At 62.6% G+C, this 16,545-nt stretch carries 11 protein-coding genes; 3 read left to right on the top strand and 8 right to left on the bottom strand.

Annotated elements, in window-relative coordinates; all coding sequences use genetic code 11:
• Window positions 1-86: 86 nt before the first annotated feature.
• The 7 genes from NL64_RS27660 to NL64_RS27630 form a co-directional block, all read right to left on the bottom strand.
• Window positions 87-1,040: a peptidylprolyl isomerase gene (locus NL64_RS27660; protein WP_034151245.1), complete on the bottom strand. Its 954-nt coding sequence runs from the start codon at window positions 1,038-1,040 to the stop codon at window positions 87-89.
• A gap of 12 nt (window positions 1,041-1,052) precedes the next feature.
• Window positions 1,053-2,618: a cytochrome c/ABC transporter substrate-binding protein gene (locus NL64_RS27655; protein ID WP_034151244.1), complete on the bottom strand. Its 1,566-nt coding sequence runs from the start codon at window positions 2,616-2,618 to the stop codon at window positions 1,053-1,055.
• 9 nt (window positions 2,619-2,627) lie between these two features.
• Complete coding sequence (locus NL64_RS27650) at window positions 2,628-3,257, bottom strand: SCO family protein (protein ID WP_034151243.1); 630 nt, start codon at window positions 3,255-3,257, stop codon at window positions 2,628-2,630.
• The gene (locus NL64_RS27645) at window positions 3,254-3,910 is read right to left on the bottom strand and encodes an SCO family protein (RefSeq protein ID WP_034151242.1); all 657 of its coding nucleotides are present in this window, start codon (window positions 3,908-3,910) and stop codon (window positions 3,254-3,256) included. Before NL64_RS27645 ends, NL64_RS27650 begins: the two co-directional genes overlap by 4 nt.
• 13 nt (window positions 3,911-3,923) lie before the next feature.
• Window positions 3,924-5,876: a YncE family protein gene (locus NL64_RS27640; protein ID WP_034151241.1), complete on the bottom strand. Its 1,953-nt coding sequence runs from the start codon at window positions 5,874-5,876 to the stop codon at window positions 3,924-3,926.
• 201 nt (window positions 5,877-6,077) lie between these two features.
• The gene (gene mnxG, locus NL64_RS27635; RefSeq protein WP_034151240.1) at window positions 6,078-11,912 is read right to left on the bottom strand and encodes a manganese-oxidizing multicopper oxidase MnxG; all 5,835 of its coding nucleotides are present in this window, start codon (window positions 11,910-11,912) and stop codon (window positions 6,078-6,080) included.
• Between the two features lie 205 nt (window positions 11,913-12,117).
• On the bottom strand, window positions 12,118-12,726 hold the full coding sequence (locus tag NL64_RS27630; protein WP_034151239.1) for a lytic transglycosylase domain-containing protein: 609 nt from the start codon (window positions 12,724-12,726) through the stop codon (window positions 12,118-12,120).
• Between the two features lie 206 nt (window positions 12,727-12,932).
• On the opposite strand from NL64_RS27630, the gene gspG reads away from it, so the two are divergent.
• The 3 genes from gspG to NL64_RS30835 all read left to right on the top strand — a co-directional run bounded on the left by gspG (window position 12,933) and on the right by NL64_RS30835 (window position 15,411).
• Entirely contained in the window at window positions 12,933-13,382 is a 450-nt protein-coding gene (gene gspG, locus NL64_RS27625; RefSeq protein ID WP_034151238.1) for a type II secretion system major pseudopilin GspG, read from the top strand.
• A gap of 14 nt (window positions 13,383-13,396) precedes the next feature.
• The gene (locus NL64_RS27620; protein WP_034151237.1) at window positions 13,397-14,584 is read left to right on the top strand and encodes a type II secretion system F family protein; all 1,188 of its coding nucleotides are present in this window, start codon (window positions 13,397-13,399) and stop codon (window positions 14,582-14,584) included.
• A 167-nt stretch (window positions 14,585-14,751) separates the two neighbouring features.
• Window positions 14,752-15,411, top strand: coding sequence for a hypothetical protein (locus NL64_RS30835; protein ID WP_034151236.1), 660 nt, complete (start codon window positions 14,752-14,754; stop codon window positions 15,409-15,411).
• A 126-nt stretch (window positions 15,412-15,537) separates the two neighbouring features.
• Here NL64_RS30835 and NL64_RS27610 read toward each other — a convergent pair whose 3' ends face one another.
• The gene (locus NL64_RS27610) at window positions 15,538-16,434 is read right to left on the bottom strand and encodes a LysR family transcriptional regulator (protein ID WP_034151235.1); all 897 of its coding nucleotides are present in this window, start codon (window positions 16,432-16,434) and stop codon (window positions 15,538-15,540) included.
• Window positions 16,435-16,545: the final 111 nt, after the last annotated feature.

Below are 16,545 nucleotides of genomic sequence, written 5' to 3'. Positions count from 1 at the left end.
CTTTTTGACCACGTCCCCCACCCCCCAAAAACGGGGAAAAGCGAACGGCATTGCATGGAAGCTTTCCCCCACTATTGGGGAAGGGTTCATTCATCGTCAATCCGCTCGATGCGATTGCTCGAGCGCAACTGCGCCAGAACCCGTAGACGAACCTGAACCTGGTTCTGTCGGGCAAGGTATGCCCTGACCATATCAAGTCCCTGTTCCTCTGTGACATCGGCGGCCTCCAGTCGGTTCTGTAAATAAATCAGGTGCCATCCAACCGCTGTGCGCACCGGTTCACTGACCTCACCCGGTGCCAGGGCAAACGCAGCCTTATCGAACTCCGGCAGCATGCGCCCACGCGGGAAATACCCCAGGTCACCGCCCTCGCTGGCCGAAGCGTCTTCGGAACCACTGCGGGCAACGCTGGCAAAATCTGCGCCCTTGTTGATAGTGGTACGCATTGCCTCCAAGCGTAGTCGCGCTGCTTCGACAGTGGAAGCCTCCGCACCCTGAGGCACTTTGATCAGGATATGCCTGACCTGCACCTCCTCCGGCCGGCTCATCTCTGCACGGTGCTCTTCGAAAAACGCCCGTACTTGCTTCTCGTCTGGCTCGCCGAGTTTGGTGAGATCGGCAAAAACCTGCTGGGCCGCCAGCTCCCGGCGGGTGTATTCGGCATAGCTGGCCTCATCGAAACCGGCGTCTTCCAGACGCCGGGCGAACACGTCGGCACCGCCGAAGGCCTGGCGCGTCTGATCGACCTGGCTCTGCACCGTGGCGTCGCTGATCACCACCCCGCGCTTGAGCGCTTCCTGCCACAGCAACTCCTTGTCGATCAAGGCATCCAGGGCAGACTTGCGCAATTGCTGGTACGCCTTGGGGTTGCGAATGCTCGCGACCGCCCGGCCCTGATCCTCCAGGTATTCGGCGAAGTAACGCTCCAGGCGCAGTTGGGAAATTTCCTCGCCATTGACCCGGGCCACGGCCGGCCCATTGCTGCAAAACGCGGCGGGCACCCACAACATCAACAGGACCAGCAGAGAATTGAGTTTCATGTTCAGCCTCCGTCAGGGCATGGCGGCAACGGGTTTATAAGGGGCAACCAGATAGAAGCGCTGGTCGGGCAAGTCCACCGTGACCACATGGGCGCCACTCAGGCCCAGGCGTCGGCCCGGTCCGAAGCTGATCAGCGGGGTCAGCCCGGTATCGAAGTCATGCAAGCCTTCCAGGGCGCTGACCAGTTTCTCGCGGCTGGCGTCGCGCCCGGCCTGCTTCATGCCTTCGCTAAGCAGCATCATTGAACTGAATGCGCCGACTTGCAGGACCGCGTGCTCACCACCGAGTTTCTGCCGTTGGCGCAATTGGGTCAGGGCCAGGCGCCCGGCCATCGTCCAGTCGCTGGGCACGAACGGATAAGCCAGGAACACCCGCCGGGAAAACCCGCTGGGCACTTGCAGCAGATCACCCGCTACCTGATTCGAGGCAGCGAACAAGTAAGGCACCTGCCCTGCTGTCTGCAAGCGTTCGGCGAGATGACTGAAGCCGCCGCTGCTGCCCATGTAGAACACCGAACGCGAGCCCAACGGCAGTTCGTCCTGCGCCGATTCGTAGGCTTGCAGGCGTACTTTCTGCCAGGAATTGTCTTGCAGGTATTGCGCAAGTTTCTCCGCCGCCTGCCGTTGCCCCGGTTCATTCGGATAGGCGATCAGCGTCGGCCCCTGCAGCACGCGCAAACTGGTCGCGGCGTAATTGGCCAGGGCAATCATTTGCTCGCGCAGGCCCGGCAGCGGTTCGAAGATTTGCCGACTGACCTGGGCCGAGCCTTGCAACGACAGCGGCCCGATCAGCGGCACACCGGCCTGTTCCAGGCGCGACGCCAGTTCCGAATCGAGCGCCGGCGCCAGCGGTGCGACCAGGGCGAACACTTGCTCTTGTTCAATCAACTCATCCAAGGCCCGCTCGGCGCTGACGCGGTCCGGCCCGGGATCGAGGATGGTCAGGCGCAACTGCCGGCCGTGAATCCCACCGGCTTCGTTGATGCGCATCACGCAGCCCTTGAGCACCGCCGCGACGGTGGCGCCCTCGTCGCGCAACGAGCCCGTACTCGGCAACAGCGTTCCCAGGTGCAGACTGTCGGCGCTCAGGCCTGGATCGCGGTCATCGGCCAGGCGCTTGAGGTACGCCGTGAGGTTGTGTTGATCCTTGCTCGACAGCACGAACCGGGGCATCGCCGGGTCGAGGCGATTGTTCGCCGGGTCGCGGCCCTCCTGGATCGCCCGCGCCAACGTGCCATCGGTGTAGGCCGGGTACGCACGCCCATTGATTTGCTGCTGCCCATAGGTGCTGGAGAGTCGCGACCAGTTCAGGTCCGGCGGCCGCACCCCGCCTTCAGGTCGCCCTGAACCATCGGCGCCATGGCAGTTGGCGCACGGCAGGCTGGTGGCCGGCATCAACATGCCGGTCGCGCCGATTCGGGCCATGACCGGCTCACCGCTCGCCGACACCCCCTCGCGGTACAAACGTTTGCCTGCGCTTTCGCTGGGACTGAGCGGCAACGCGTAGACGCTCAGGCTGGCACTGAAGAGGATCAGTAGACTGAGTGCGAACAGTCCGGGGATGAGGGCGTTTTTCATGGCGCGCGCTCAGCGACCGACCACAGGCATTGTCAGCAACTGCAAGCGCTGAGCAATGGCCGCGGCCGGGGCATCGGGACGGATTTTGCTCCAGCGTTTGTTCGCCACGTCGCCGACGATCAACTGCGTGGAGTGTTGCTCAGGCGTCGGCACGATCTGGCCGATCCGGCCCAGGACCAGGTCCATCTGCGCCTTGTCGCCGGTAAGAAAAAGCCAGTGGGGCTCATCGACGCCCTGTTTCAAGGTGTAAGCCTTGAGCACCGCCGGGGTGTCCCGCAGCGGATCACTGGTAAGGGAAATAAAGGTGATGCCGTCCGCCTTGTCGCCCAACACTTCGCGCACTTCCTTGAGCTTTTGGGTGATCAACGGGCAAGCATCGTTGCAGCTGGTGAAAATCACATTGAGCAGCACCACGCGGTTCTGCAGCGCGTCACTGTAGAAACGCAGGGTGTTGCCGTTCTGATCCTGCAACGGCGTGTCGGTGAACCAGGTTTTCGCATCGCGGGTGCCGCTGGCGGGCTGCGCCGTAGCGGTTGCCTCCACCGCAGGCGCCGGTTCCTGGTGGCCTTCATGGGCGAACGCCACCGCACTGAAAATGCAAAAGCAAAAGCTCAGGGTGATCCAGTCGAGGAGTCTCATGGCTGATGCTCCATGGCAATGGCTGTGTGCTTGGCGTGGGTGTTGCGCTCACCGCTGAGCTTCTCGACTTCACGGCTCAACACCGCCGGGTCGGTGAAGCCGTAGTAGCGGGTCCAGTGCCGGTTGTTGCCATCGCCCACCAGAATCAGCGGCGCGTGGTTCTTGAAGTCACCGCTGAAACTGCCGAGGCCCTTGAGGGTTTCGTTGACCGACTGGGTGGAACCGGTCAGCCAGCTCCAGCCCGGGCCGTTCTGGAACGCGCGGGCATAATCATTCAGGCGTTTGGCGTCGTCGCGTTGCGGGTCGATGCTGATCGACACCAGTTGCACCTCGGTGCCGACCCGCGCACCCAACTGTTTCTGCACCTTGCCCATGATCGAGGACACCACCGGGCAAACCGTGGTGCAGCTGGTGTAGATGAAGCTCATGACCACGATCTTGTTGCTGACCAGGTCTTTTTCCAGGCGCACGGTTTTGCCGTTCTGATCCACCAGCGCCACGTCGGCGAATTTGACCTGGGCTTTCTCCGAGCTGGCGCTTTTGGCCGCCGCGTTGTGCCCGGCGTGCTCATCCGTCGAATGAGCCAGGGCTTGGCCAATACCGACGGCCAACAGGCAGAGCGTCAGCAGTCCATGATGTGCAAATCGGTTCATGTCGATGTCCTCTTCAATGAGCAACGCCTGGGGTTACCCGAACGCTGGCAAAAGTCTGATCGTCGAAATTCGCACCCAGGGATGCCGCACGCACGTGCAGGTACCAGGCGCCTTTTTGGTCAAGCGTGACCGGGGCTTCATAAACTCCATTGCCGACGTCCAGTGCCGCGACGTGCTGAGGCCGTGAACTCGGCGCCAGGAAGTAGCGCACCTCAACGTCCTTGACCCCGCTGCGCTGGACCTTCTGTTTGCCCTGGACGATGCGAAAGCGCACGACATACGGGCTACCCAGCGCAGCGGTGGTTTTGTCGAGCATGAACTCGACTTTCGGCACGCCAGCGACAGGGGCGAGCTTGTCGTTGGCCTCAACCACGGCGCTGAAGCAATGGATGATGTTCGGCTGATTGAGCAGGAACGCCACGTCGAAACGTCCGGCCGGCGGCAGCTTGATCCGTGAGCTGTACAGCCCCGGCTCGATTTCGCGCAGGCTGCGGTCGATGACCAGCGCCGCCCGCGCCACTTGCCCGCGATTGGGGTAGCCGGACATCGGCGCGTTCATGCCCTCGGCGTAGAAATAGGTGGTGTTGTCCACCGGGTTGACCACGAACACCGCGTTGTCGTCCCGCGACACCGCCAGGCTCGATGCCAGCGGCAGGTCACCGGCCAGCCGGGGCGGTTGCGGCCCGGCTTCGAAACCCTGGCTGATCGGCGTGCGACCTTCGCCGAGGGACGAAAGGTTGATCATCGTGACCTTGGCCGATGCCAGTCCGCGCACGTAGGCATAGGCCTTGGTGAACACCACTTGATAGGGTTCGGCGGACACGTCCAGTTCATGGATCAACGAATCGTTGGCGGCGTCGATCACAAAGGCCTGGTTCTCCAGGGTGTTGAGCACGATGCCGAAACGCCCGTCGGCGCTGAAGCCCATCGGGCCGAGGCCCTGCTTGATCTTGATCACCCGCCGTACCGACTGGTTGGCGGCATCGACCACGGTGACCGTGCCGTCCTTGCCATCCGCCACATACGCGGCGCCGGACAGCGGCGAGTACACCACCGACAACGGGTGCGAACCGGTCTTGAGCTGTTTGCTGATGGTCAACGTGGCGACATCGATGATGCTCAGGGTGCCGTCGTCGCGGTTGGTGACAAAGGCAAAGCGGCTGTCCTTGCTGAAGGCGATTTCGTGGTGGCCGCTGCCGGTGGCCAGGTGCTTGAGGGTTTTCAGGCTGCGGGTGTCGATCACCGTGACCCCGGATTGCTCCACCGCCGTGGCATTGTTGCCGACCCACAACAGGCGCTCGTCCGGTTGCATCGCCACACGCACCGGATTGCTACCCGCCGCTACCGAGTCGAGCAGTTTGAATTGTTCACTGTCGATCACCGCGACTTCGCCCGCCGTCGGCATCGACACGAATACCCGTTTGTTGTCCCTTGGGGTCACCCAATCCATGGGCGGTTGCTTGATATCGATGCGGGTCATGGTGCTGGTGATGCCGCCCACCGAGACCGACGGGTCCACCACCGAGACGCTGGCATCGCGGTTCATCACCATCAGGAAGTAGCTGTTGAGGTCGAGCAGCGGCCGTGCGCCGATACTCGATTTGAGGAACACCCCGACCCGGGATTTGCAGCTCTGTTCGCGGCCCTGGGCCTGGTCGGCGGCGACGGTTTCCGGATCGATCCAGGCGCCGGGGGCAACGCCCGCCAGCGGTTGGCCCGACGCTTTGTCAGTCACCCGAAAACGCACATCGGCAAACTCACCCTCGCGCAACACCCCGCCTTCGCTCAACGGCCGCACTTCGAGTGCCACCGACACGCCGTCGCGTTCAAGGGTCTGGCCGCTCCAGGTGTTGGGTAGCGCAACGTCGCTGAGCATGGCCGGTGGCGACGTGCGCCATACCCCCACCCAGATCAACGCAACCCCGAGGGTCAGCGCAACACTGGCGATTTTGATGGTCCTGTTCATGTCCAGACTCCCCTTCAGATCTGTGTCTGCCTATCCAGGAGCAATGCCTGACTCTGTGGCGAGGGAGCTTGCTCCCGCTGGGCTGCGTAGCGGCCCCAAAACTTTTGCAGTCAATGCATATTTTGTGAGTGCTACGCACTCAAGCGGGAGCAAGCTCCCTCGCCACAGATCATCAGTTGCTCCATCTCTACCCGCTGTGGCCTACGGCACCGGTGCCGGTTCCGGTTCATTGGTCACCCGCAACAGCCCCCACAACCCGGAGGTGTTGCCATAGGCACCGTAGTCACGGAACAGGTAGTCACCCGGTATCGCGTTGACACCCCCGGCGCTTGGCAGCATGAAACTGAAGTGCGCGGCCGGCAGGACGCTCTCGCGGGCGCCGATGTACATCGACATCGGGTTGTAGCCGAATTTCACCGAGCCCACGCCAGGGGTGCCCATTGGATAGCCACCGGTATCGCTCTTCTCCGACAGGAACGGGTTGTTCGACCAGACGTGCCCGTCAAGCTGGAAGGTCGAACCGCGACTGCCGCCGGTAGGCATCAGGATGTGCGTACGGAACGGTTGCCCCGGTTTGGCGTACAGCACCGGTGTTTGCGGATCACCGCCCACCAGCGCGTTGCTGTAGGCCATGTGCGCATTCACCATGTCGCCGTAGCCTGCGCCGTCGGCATGGCCGAACGGTGCATCCGGCGCCAGGCCGAAGCGATACCACAGCGGTTCGGTCTTGTAGTTGATGGCCATGCTGGAGTTGTCCTGCGGATCGGTCGGCACGCCGAAGCCTTCCGCAGCAATTCCTTCCACTGGCCGACCGTTGGCCCAACGAGTGTTCAAGGCTTTTTGCCAGACCATCGCAAAGTCACGGTAGGTGGTTTGCCCCGGTGCGGTCACCGTCGCATTCACTTTGCGCGTGTCATCAACCCAGGTGGCGCCGATCGGCAGGATGCTCATCGCGCCGGCGAGGCCTTTTTGCGACTGCTTGATCACGTCTGCCGGGGTGATGTTCAAGCCGCCGAACTCAATCGCCGTGGCATTGATGTTGTCGACGTTGCGCCCCAGTTGGGTGATCGGTTTGCCTTCACGCTCCAGGTGCCCGGCGTAGTACTGATAGGTACGGGTCGGGTAAGCACCGCTGCTGCCGACACGCGGTGGCACGGTCTGGGTCGGGTTGGCGCCGACGTTGGTGCCGTCGGATTTGGTGATGTCGTACGCCAGCAGTTGCGCGTGCAGACCCACGTGGCTCGACGGCCGCATCAGGTTGTTGCTGAAGGTGGTCGAACCGGTGCCGCTGTTGCGATCGCGTTTGACCATGCCTTGCATCACCGCGGTCTGGGTCAGGTCTGGCATGACGCTCGGCAGACGGTTTTCCAGGGTGACGTTGATGCAATCACCGGCCGCTGCGCGCAGCACCAGCGGTTCGACAGGTACACCGGGTTTGAGCTTGCCGGTGGTTGGGTCGAGGTCGGCCTTGCGCACATACAGGATCGCGGTCGGGTCATGCAGCGGCCCGCTTTGCCCGCCGATGGTGATGGTTTCACCGTCTTCAGGGTCGACTACGGTGACCTGCGGAATGCTCACGGTCCGCGAGTTGAGCACCAGGGTGCCGCCCGCCGGATTCAACGGCCCGCCAACATGCTGGCCGAGTCCCGCCGGGTCACCGATGGTCAGACCCAACGGGTTGGTGAGGATGTCGTTGGCCAGCGCCGCGACCACTTCATAATTGCGTTGCGGGGTCGGCCGGGTGCCGATGCCATTGGGGTTCGCTCCGATCCTTGGGCATATGCCCTCGAAGGCCACGGTGTTGCGCATCCCGGTTGGCTTGGCGTTGTTCGGCAGCGCGAACAGATCGCTGCGTTGCGCCGTGTAGTTGCGCATCACGCCCCAGATACCGCTCCAGTAACCTTCAATCGAGGCATCCATCGAGTACAGGTAGTCACCCGTGGTCGCCGCCGAACTGGACATCATCGACACTGGCGCATTGAAACCCATCTGCTCGGAGATGCCGATCATCTGCGACGCGCGCCAGCCGGAGTTGGAGCTGTTGCCGAAACCGGAACCGCTTTGCAGCCACTTCACGCCGTGCAGGGTGACGTTGTGTTCCTCTTCATGACCACCGGCATGCACCCGCAGCCGCACGTTGTCGCCGGTGTAGGTACGCAGCATCGGGGTGAACGGATCGCCAGGTTCGGCGCCGCCCTTGTTGATGTGCGGCGGGAACAGCGTGGTGCCGCCGGTAGGGCCGGTGGCGGCGGTGATCAGGTTCGGCGCCAGGTTCATCGCCGGGATGGCACGGTCGGTACGGCTTTGCATGGCGTACGCGAGGTCGCCGCCGAGGCCGTCGGCCTGCATGCCGCGCTTGCCGTCCGGGCCGACCTTGTTCGGGTCGTACACCCGCAGGGCCAGCGGTTCGTTGCGGTAATTGACCACGAACATGCCAGGGTCATCCACCGAGATCGCTTGCGGGCATGGCCGGGTCGGGCAACCTGGCACCATCCCGCCCTGCACTTCCAGAACACCGTCCAGCAAGGTACTGGCGTTGTTACGCACAGGCGGGTTGATGGCGTAGCGGAAGCTGTCCGCCGTGGCCGGGAAGGCTTGTGCATTCGGCTTGCCGTCCGGGCCTGCGCCGACGTACACACCGGCTTCATAGGCGTGCTGGAAGTCGCTGTACTCGAGGAAGAACTCACGGAAGCTGTCGTTCTTGCCATCGCCGTCGATGTCACCGGTATTAATCACCGCTTGCCACGAAGTCGGCCCGCCGTCCTGACGCGCGCCGCTGTATAACGGCTCGCCGGTTTCGGCATGGAACCAGGTGGAACCGGCCGGTTCAGCCAGTACGGTGGCGTACAGGCCAATCTGTTGGTGAGTCGATGGGCCGAGGTGGTCGTGGGTGAAAATGGTACCCAGGCCACGGTCGACGCCTTTGGCATTCACCACCGGATCGACGAACCAGCGTTGCACCGCGGTACGGGCACCGACCCAGTCAGCCCGGCCATATTGACCGAAGTACGGGTGGTTTTTGGCTTTCGGGCAGGCCGGTGTGCCGTCACGCGGATCGGTGCCTTCGCACTGGTTGAACTCGCGGATGGCGTGGATGCGTTCTTGCACCGCACCTGGGGAAAGGACGCCGTCCTCGTAGTTCCAGCCGTTGGACGAACCATCGGCCGACACCAGGTCCCACTTCGGCAAGTGAATGTGCTGGCCGATCACGTCGGTCGGCGTGCGCACCTGATAGTCGTCCATCTCATAGGTGGCCGGCACCAGGTTGGTTTGCTGGTATTGCACGCAGTCGAAGGTGTTCATGCGCATCACCAAAGGTTCTGGCGGACGCTGCTTGGTGATCACTGGCCAGGCGTCTTCCCAGAGCGCCAGAATGCGCGCTTGCGGGAAGTGGTAGCCGACCTTGTTGTAGACCGCGTCGAACTGGATGTTGGCCGCTTTATAGATGCGCGGACGGTCAGCGGTGAAGGTCGACGAACCGATGAAGGACATGCCGTCGACCCGCTCGCCGCTGGCAAACTCACCGGTGCCGGCGCTGCTGGTCAGGCGTTTCTGCCGGTCGTCCATGCAGGGCTCGTAGTACGGCGCACCGGCCATCGGCAAGGCGCCGTTGGTGCGGAAGGCACGGGCAACGATTTGATTACCCGGCAGCAAGGCGAAGCTTGGGTGGTCCTTTTTGGCATGGAACGCCATCGCCGCTTGCTCGACTTCGGTGCCCTCTTCCGGCAGGTAAATCGGCTTGGCGCGTGTCACCGTTTTGGAGAAATCCAGCGAGGTGGTAATGGTCTCGGCTTCACCACCGGCAGACACGCCGTCCAGCGCGTGACGTCCCAAACCACCGTCCCAGCCACCGGACTGAGCCGGGTCAAGGTTGGCCCACAAGGCTTTGCCCGTGGCTTTCAAGGCTTGCGCCGTGGCGGCGTCGAGCATGTCCAGCGGTGGGGTCGGTGGGCGTTGGCCGACCGAGCTTTCCATGCCGCCGATCCAGAATGGATAGCCAGGGTTTTTCAGGGTGCCATCGGCGTTGCGATTGGCTTCGCTGCGATCCACCAGAGCCAGGGAGCCGATAGCCTGGGCGCCACCGCTGCCGCCATGGTGCTCGCCGTCATCGTCGTCCTCTTCTTCATCGTCATCGTCGTTGGCCGCCACCAGGGTTTCGCCGATTTTCGGTACGACCGCGACTTTGCCTGGCATCGGTGCCATGGCTTTGCCAGGCAGCGGCACCACCGCAGGAATCGGCGTACCGGCAACGATTTCACCGTCGGGCAAGGCCCGTGCGCCGGCGGCGGGTTTACCGCTGCGCAGGGCATAAGGTTCGCTGTGGAAACCGTCGTCGCCCTGTTGCGACACTTCGAGTTTGGTGCCTTCTTCAAACACGTCGTGCACCCGCCACATGGCCCACATGCCTTGGGCGAAGTGCGGGTAGAAGTGGCAGTGGTAGATCGCATCGCCCGCTACCCGGTTACGGTTGCCCGAACCGCCGTTGGCTATTTCGTAGGTGTAGCCGGCGCCCGGGCCGATGCCTTGGGCGTCCACGTAGTCGGAGTTGTCGTCGTTGGGGTTGAACAGCCACTGATGCCCGTGCAAGTGGAAGATGTGCTGCTCATGGCCGTTGTGGGTGTTGCGGAATTTGACGAAGTCACCGATGTAGCTGTGGTTGACGTTGGACGGCTCGGACGGATACAGCGCCATGGTCGCCTTGACGCCCACCTGATCGGCGTTCGGCGTCTGGCCGGGGGTGATGCCTTCCAGGCCGGCGTTGGCCGGTACGTCCACCAGCATCGCCACGTCGCCAACGGTGTGGGAGCTGAGGAAAAATTCTTCATAGGCGCAGGACAGGCAATCGTGCATCGGGCCTACGCCGAGACGGTTGGCCACCACTTCGGCGCCCATGCCGCCGGAGCCATAGTTGATCATGAACGAGTCGCGGGTCGGCTCCAGCACGTGGGCCATCACCGGGTCGGCCCAGTAAGCGGGGAACGCCTGGGTCGCTGCGGTTTCATCCTGGAACTGCGAGGCGAAATCGCGGAACGGCTCAAGCCGATTGGGGATCGCCGGGTTGCGTTTGCCCACGGCTTCCAGCGGATACGTCGAAGGCGCGAAGCTGCCATCGGCGTTGCTGCCCATGACGATCGCGTCGCTCTCGCTGGAAATGATTTCGTTGCCGTCGACCATGTTGATGATCGGCGTGCCGGCCTTGCCTTCACGGACCCATGGTTCACGTTGTGGATAGCGAGCCTGGTAATCGACGATCGGTTGACCGGCCGGGGTACGGCCGGAACTGGCCAGGCGCATTTCTTCTTCAGTCACGGTGTTGCGGTAAGTGCGACCGCCCTTGGGTACTACCACCACCTGACCAAACAGACCGTTGGCCACGTTGCCGGCTGCACCTTCGCCACCGAAGGTTGCGCCACGGCTGCTGGCGGCGAACACCCCTTCGCGCTCGGCGTACAGGGTGTAGGAACGGCTCGCACCCGGTGCGATCAAGGAGTTGGCGTTGCGCCCGGTGAACGAAGCGATGTCATCGATGCTGTTGACCGCTTGCATGCCGTTGACCTGGAACCCGACATGGCGATCGGCGACTTGCTCGTCGACCTTGAAGTTCGGGTTATTGCCGATTGCGATCTCTTCTTCCTCGCCCTCCACTCCCTCGCCACCGTCGTGGGAACCGGGATTGGCCTGATAGGCCAGCAGGTTCTGCAGATTGATGGTCAGGCAGTCACCGGCGGCCACCCGCAGCACCAGCGGACGTGGACGCTTGTCGGGCCGCAGCGACACCTTGCCCGGTACCGCCGCACCTCCCTGGGCGAGTGAGACGTCATGGTCATCGACCACATCGCGGCGCAGGGCGAACATCATGCCGTTGACGTTCTGCGCACCGAGGCGGTTGAACATCAGCGGCTGGTCCAGCGCCACGACGTTAGCCACCAGATTGCGCTCACATCGCGCTGCTGCTTCGGCGAACTCGATGCCGAGCATCGATGCGGCCAACAGCAGCCAGGGAAGGACGGATGGAGCGTGAAAAATGCCGGTCATGATCACGGGCCTCGCTGTGGGTGCTCACAGGGAATAATTCTCGACAAGTCCCTCAGAGCAATCTGTATGCCATAAAAAATCTATCGTTTTTTCAACCAGTTACAGTTACCAGTTAAGTCATCGGGGGATATTCCCCACTTATTCCCCACTTTTTCGCCGGGGCCCCCATGCCCCAATGTTGGGGAAACTCGCCCCAGCTGTTCGGTCACAGCGGTGCATCCACCGACAACCCCTGCAAGCGCCGGTATTGGCGCAGCACGTTGGGCACATAACGCTGGGTTTCGGCGAACGGCGGGATCACTCCGCCACGGCTGAGCACCGCTTGCGGCCCGGCGTTGTAAGCGGCCACGGCAAGGGCGATGTCGTTGTCGAACATGGTCATCAAGCGCTTCAGATACCGGGCTCCGCCCTGGATATTCGACTTGGGGTCGTAGACGTTTTTCACGCCCATCTCGCGGGCGGTGTCGGGCATCAATTGCATGAGGCCACCGGCACCCTGGGCCGACACGGCGCTGGGGTTATAGGCCGACTCGGTCTTGATCACCGCATGCAGCAGTGCCGCCGGTAATTCGTTGGCCGTGGCCGCCGCCGACACCAGCTCGGCGTAGGGTTGCGCGGCGATCATTTGCGGCTGCTGGTCGAGGCTGACCAGTGCCGCGGTGGGCTCCTGAATCACCCGTTCATAGTGGCGACCGGGGCGGTGGACATTGGACAAAACGAAGTCGCCCTTGCTGTCCTTGGAAACGAACACGTCGGCCTGGGCGACACCGGCCAGCAGCATCATGCCGAGCAATCCTGTGGTGAGTGTTTTCATTGTTATGACTCCCGTGGCCGGCCCCGAAAAATGGGGGTAATGCCCCAATGGCCGGTCGCTGATGAGCCATACGCAAGCACTGTGCCGAAAGCGCGAAAGCCCGTAGCACGGGCGGTCCAGGGGGATGGCAAAAGCATGAGCGGGCCTTTGCATGGCAATTGCATAAGCCCTTGTTGCGACCCTTCTGCCGACTGTGTGAGGTCATCATGAATCAACGTCCGTGCTTCGCCCCGCGTGATGCGTCTCCTCGATCCCAACGCGGGTTCACCTTGCTTGAACTGTTGGTGGTGCTGGTGGTGCTGGGGCTGTTGGCCGGCATCGTCGCGCCGAAATATTTCGCCCAACTGGGCCGTTCCGAAGTGAAAGTGGCCAAGGCGCAAATAGAAGGTCTGGGCAAGGCCCTGGACTTATATCGACTGGAGGTCGGTCATTACCCGTCGACCGAACAGGGCTTGCAGGCACTGGTCACCGCACCCAGTGACGAAACCCGCTGGACCGGCCCGTACTTGCAGAAAAAACTGCCGCAGGACCCCTGGGGCCGTAACTACAACTACCGCTATCCCGGCGAAAACGGCGAGTACGACTTGCTGTCCATGGGCAAGGATGGCCAGCCCGGCGGCGAAGGCGAAAACGCCGAAGTCACCAGTTGGCAGTAACGGGAATGGCGACCATGCGCTTTCACCTCAAAGCAGTAGGCAAGGCCGGTGTGGTGTCCATGACCGTCGAGGCGCCCGGCCACAGCGAGGCCCGGCGCATCGCCGAAGACCAGGGTCTGCGGGTGGTCAGCCTGCACGCCGAGCGACACTGGCGTGCGTTGCGCCTCAAGCAGCGCGAGACGTTCAACCTGGTGTTGTTCAGCCAGGAACTGACGACCCTGCTCAATGCCGGCCTGCCGTTGATCGACGCGCTGGAAAGCCTGGCGGAAAAAGAAAACGCGCCGCAGGCCCGCAAGACCCTGAGTGAACTGGTGCGCCTGCTTTATGAAGGCAAATCGTTTTCCCAGGCATTGGGCCAGTTGTCGGCGGTGTTCCCGCCGCTGTACGTCGCGTTGGTGCAGTCCAGCGAGAAGACTGGTGCGGTGGGCGAAGCCCTGGGTCGTTATGTCAGCTACCGCCAGCGCATGGACGAGGTTCGCCAGAAGATCGTCAGCGCGTCGATCTACCCGCTGCTGTTGCTGGTGGTGGGCGGCGGCGTGGTGTTGTTTTTGATGGGCTACGTCGTACCGCGCTTCAGCCTGGTGTTCGAAGGGCTGGGCTCGAACCTGCCGTGGCTGTCGCAGATCCTGATGAGCAGCGGCATGTTCCTGCACGCCCATCAGGGTGAATTCTTCGGCGCACTGGCGACGATCGTCATCGCCCTCGCCTTTCTCCAGCGCCAGCCCTCCTTCCGTCGGGGCCTGGATCGCGTGATCGAAAAACTCCCGGCGGTGCACCAACGCATCTTCATGTACGAACTGGCGCGGTTCTACCGTTCCCTCGGGATTCTGCTGCAAGGCGGTATCCCCCTCGTCACCGCCATGGGCATGGTCCGCAACCTGCTCACCCCGGCCTCCCGATTGCGTCTGGACCAGGCCTGCGAACGGGTGCGCGAGGGGCAATCCTTGTCGACCGCCCTGGAACTCAATCATCTGGTGACCCCGGTGTCCCTGCGCCTGCTGCGCGCCGGCGAACAGTCCGGCAACCTCGGGCAGATGATGGAGCGCAGCGCCGACTTCTACGACGAAGAAATCAGCCGCTGGATCGAATGGTTCGTGCGCTTGTTCGAGCCATTGCTCATGACCTTCATCGGCCTGCTGATCGGGGTCATCGTGATCCTCATGTACATCCCGATTTTCGAGCTGGCCTCAAGCATTCACTGATGCTCTGCAACGGGGCCTGGCCGGACGTTGCAGGGTTTATCGACATTGCCACTGAATAAATCAGGAGGTTGAGGTGTTTACCAACGTTCCAAGTGAATTTCCAACTGAATAAAGCGGCACGTTGCATTGGTTTATCAACGTTCCAAATGAAGAAGACGGAGATCGATATGCACATGAACAAGCTTTTGCTGGCTGTTGCTATTGGCGCAGTTCTGTCAGCGTCTACCGTACTGATTCCAGACACCTTGTCGGGGGTTTCGAGCGCTCAAGCCAGAGATGGCGGTAGTGGCGGCGGTGGTGGTGGTGGTGGTGGCGGCCACGGTGGTGGTGGCGGCAGTGGTGGCGGCGGTGGCGGCCATGGCGGCGGCGGTGGCGGCGGTGGCGGTCATGGCGGCGGCGGTAGTGGTGGTGGCGGCAACGGAGGCGGTCACGGCGGCAGTGGTGGTGGCGGCAGTGGCGGCGGCAATGGTGGCGGCAGCGGCAGTGGTCACGGTGGCAGTGGCAGCAGCGGCAACGCCGGTAGCGACCATGCTTCGGGACACTCCAGCAGCACGGCCTCATCCTCCGGACGCAGTAGCACCCATTCCGAACCCGGTGACGATCACGGTGTTCATAGATCCGGTGAAGTGGGCGACGACCATGGTGTTCACCAGGCCGGGCATGACGACAATGGGGTTCACCGCTCCGGCGAAGTGGGTGACGACCACGGCGTTCATCGTGCTGGCGAAGTAGGCGACAACCGAGGCCTGCATACCGCTGGCGAAGTGGGCGACGATCGCGGCGTTCACGCCCTCGGCGAACCGGGTGACGACAAACGCGTCAACTGACATGCACTAATCCCTGTGGGAGCGAGCCTGCTCGCGATAGCGGAGGGTCAGCCGACGTCAATGTCGAATGTCCCGGCGCCATCGCGAGCAGGCTCGCTCCTACAGTGGAACGTGTGAACCGCCGATCTACAACGCACTCCCCGACTGATCCAAGCGCTCCCGCAAAAACTCAATCAGCGCCTGCACCGGTCGCGACGCCTGACGGTGTTGTGGGTACACCGCCGACAGCGTCAGCGGCTCCGGACAAAACGCCTCCAGTACCGGCACCAGCCGCCCTTCCTCCAGTGCCGAGTCGACGATAAACGTCGGCAAATAGGTAATCCCCATCCCGGCAATCGCCGCCTCCTTGAGCAGCTCACCATTGTTGACCCGCATCCGCCCGGTGACGTTAACCAGCAGCGGCTTGCCCTGCCCTTCGAAGCGCCATTGCACCTGACGCCCGTGGCCGTAAGGCAGGCAATCGTGATGGTGTAAATCTTCGGGTCTGAGCGGCGTGCCTCGCTCGGCCAGGTAATCCGGGCTGGCGCAGTAGACACGCTGGATAGCGGCGATACGCCGAGCGATCAGCGTCGAGTCCTCCAACGTGCCGATGCGCAGGGCCAGGTCGTAGCCTTCGCCGAGCAAATCCACCGGGCGATCGCTCAAGTCCACTTCCACCGTGACATCTCGGTAGCGCTGCAAGAACTGCGGCAGCAGAGATCCCAGATGCGCCAGCGCAAATGACAGCGGCGCACTTACGCGGACAGTACCGCGCGGTTCGGTGGTCTGCCCGGCGATGCCCTGCTCCACTTGCTCGACTTCATCCAGCAGGCGCAAGGCCGATTCGTAGTAACTCTGCCCCAGGGGCGTAACGTCCAGCCGCCGGGTCGAGCGATTGAGCAGGCGCACGCCCAGTCGCTCTTCGAGTTGCATCAAGCGCCGACTGACAAACTGCTTGGAAAGACCCAACTGATCAGCCGCCGCCGTGAAGCTGCCCGAGTCCATCACCTGGCAAAAAATACGCATATCTTCGAACGGGTTCATTGTCATGCCTTGATTGACAGTCACCCGCTTTATAGCGGCTTATTGCCGTTTCGACACCCTATTAAATGAACCACGCAGAACCTGTAGGAGCCCGGCTTGCTGGCGATGGCG

Origin of the sequence: Pseudomonas fluorescens, assembly GCF_000802965.1 — a bacterium.
Classification (GTDB): Bacteria; Pseudomonadota; Gammaproteobacteria; order Pseudomonadales; family Pseudomonadaceae; genus Aquipseudomonas; species Aquipseudomonas fluorescens_A.
This window is presented reverse-complemented; position numbering and strand designations above follow the sequence as displayed.

Excerpts from the sequence above, each read along its gene's own strand:
- NL64_RS30835 (WP_034151236.1), top strand. The coding sequence starts at position 14,752 with ATGCACATGAACAAGCTTTTGCTGGCTGTTGCTATTGGCGCAGTTCTG.
- NL64_RS27620 (WP_034151237.1), top strand. The coding sequence starts at position 13,397 with ATGCGCTTTCACCTCAAAGCAGTAGGCAAGGCCGGTGTGGTGTCCATG.
- mnxG (WP_034151240.1), bottom strand. The coding sequence starts at position 11,912 with ATGACCGGCATTTTTCACGCTCCATCCGTCCTTCCCTGGCTGCTGTTG.
- NL64_RS27610 (WP_034151235.1), bottom strand. The coding sequence starts at position 16,434 with ATGAACCCGTTCGAAGATATGCGTATTTTTTGCCAGGTGATGGACTCG.
- NL64_RS27660 (WP_034151245.1), bottom strand. The coding sequence starts at position 1,040 with ATGAAACTCAATTCTCTGCTGGTCCTGTTGATGTTGTGGGTGCCCGCC.
- gspG (WP_034151238.1), top strand. The coding sequence starts at position 12,933 with ATGAATCAACGTCCGTGCTTCGCCCCGCGTGATGCGTCTCCTCGATCC.
- NL64_RS27645 (WP_034151242.1), bottom strand. The coding sequence starts at position 3,910 with ATGAACCGATTTGCACATCATGGACTGCTGACGCTCTGCCTGTTGGCC.
- NL64_RS27650 (WP_034151243.1), bottom strand. The coding sequence starts at position 3,257 with ATGAGACTCCTCGACTGGATCACCCTGAGCTTTTGCTTTTGCATTTTC.
- NL64_RS27655 (WP_034151244.1), bottom strand. The coding sequence starts at position 2,618 with ATGAAAAACGCCCTCATCCCCGGACTGTTCGCACTCAGTCTACTGATC.
- NL64_RS27630 (WP_034151239.1), bottom strand. The coding sequence starts at position 12,726 with ATGAAAACACTCACCACAGGATTGCTCGGCATGATGCTGCTGGCCGGT.
- NL64_RS27640 (WP_034151241.1), bottom strand. The coding sequence starts at position 5,876 with ATGAACAGGACCATCAAAATCGCCAGTGTTGCGCTGACCCTCGGGGTT.